Source organism: Nocardia aegles (genome assembly GCF_052545135.1).
Map to the genome: position 1 here is coordinate 1 of NZ_JBQWRI010000043.1, position 1,250 is coordinate 1,250.

Annotated in this window: 1 protein-coding gene; it reads left to right on the forward strand. The window is 69.0% G+C overall.

Features of this window, described 5'->3' with window-relative positions:
* The coding region (locus ACT89H_RS29360) for a condensation domain-containing protein (protein ID WP_445111915.1) at positions 1 to 1,250 on the forward strand (1,250 nt) is incomplete at both ends.

Here is a 1,250-nt window from a genome sequence, read left to right on the forward strand (position 1 = left end):
CGCGGGCTGTTCCCGACCTCGCGCCGACGCCCGTCGCCGAGCACGAGCTGCCGGACTGGCTGCGCGGGCTGGCGCTGACCGGCTTCGATGTCGCGGCGGAAGTGCCGCTGCGCATCGAGCTGGCCGAGATCGGCCCGCAGGACCATGTGGTCGTGGTGGTGGTCCATCACATCGCCGCCGACGGTGCTTCGGTCGGGCCGTTCCTGCGAGACCTGCTCGGCGCGTTTTTGTCCCGGCGCAACGGCGCGCGTCCGTCCTGGGAACCGCTACCGGTGCAGTACGCGGACTACACGTTGTGGCAGCGCGAGATGCTGGGCGACGAGAACGACCCGGATTCGGTGGCCGCGGCACAGATCGCCTATTGGCGCCACGCTTTGGCGGGCATCCCGGACCGGATCGACCTACCCTCGGACCGGCCGCGCCCAGCCGTCGCCTCCGGCCGGGGCGCGGAGTACCCCTTCGCGGTGGACGCTTCGGTGCACCGAGGTCTCGCCGAGCTGGCACACCGCGCGGGCGCCTCGGAGTTCATGGTCGTGCACAGTGCGCTGGCGGTGCTGCTCGCCCGGCTCACCGGTTCTGATGACATCACCATCGGCACGCCCGTGGCGGGTCGCGGCGAGCGGGAACTCGATCCGCTGATCGGCATGTTCGTCAACACGCTGGTGCTGCGCACCCGGATCGACTTCGGCGCGTCGTTCCGTGCGCTGCTCGACCGCGTGAAAGAAACCGACCTCGACGCGTTCTCGCATGCCGAGTTGCCGTTCGAGCGGTTGGTCGAGGTGCTGGATCCGGTGCGGTCGCAGGCGCATCATCCGCTGTTCCAGGTGGCGCTGTTCTTCCAGAACCTGAACAGGCCCGAGCTGGATCTGCCCGGACTGTCCGCTCGAGTGGTGGAGTTCGACAGCGCTGTAGCGAAATTCGATCTGCAATTGACCGTGGTGCCCGACGCCGAAGGGGAAGCCACGGGTTTCACCGCGATGTTCACCTACGCCACCGATCTGTTCGACGAGCGCACGATCACCGAGTTCGCCTGGCGGCTGAATCGGCTGCTGACCGTCGCCGCCGCCGAGCCGGATCGGCCGATCGGCGCGATAGACCTGCTCGATCCCGTCGAGCGCGAACGCATTCTGGTCGAGTGGAACAGCACCCGGTACCCGGTGCCCACCGGGCTGCTGCTGGACGGCTACCGGCGGGCCGCGGAGGCGTACGCGGACGAGGTGGCCCTGGTGCACGAGGGCGCTGAGCTGACC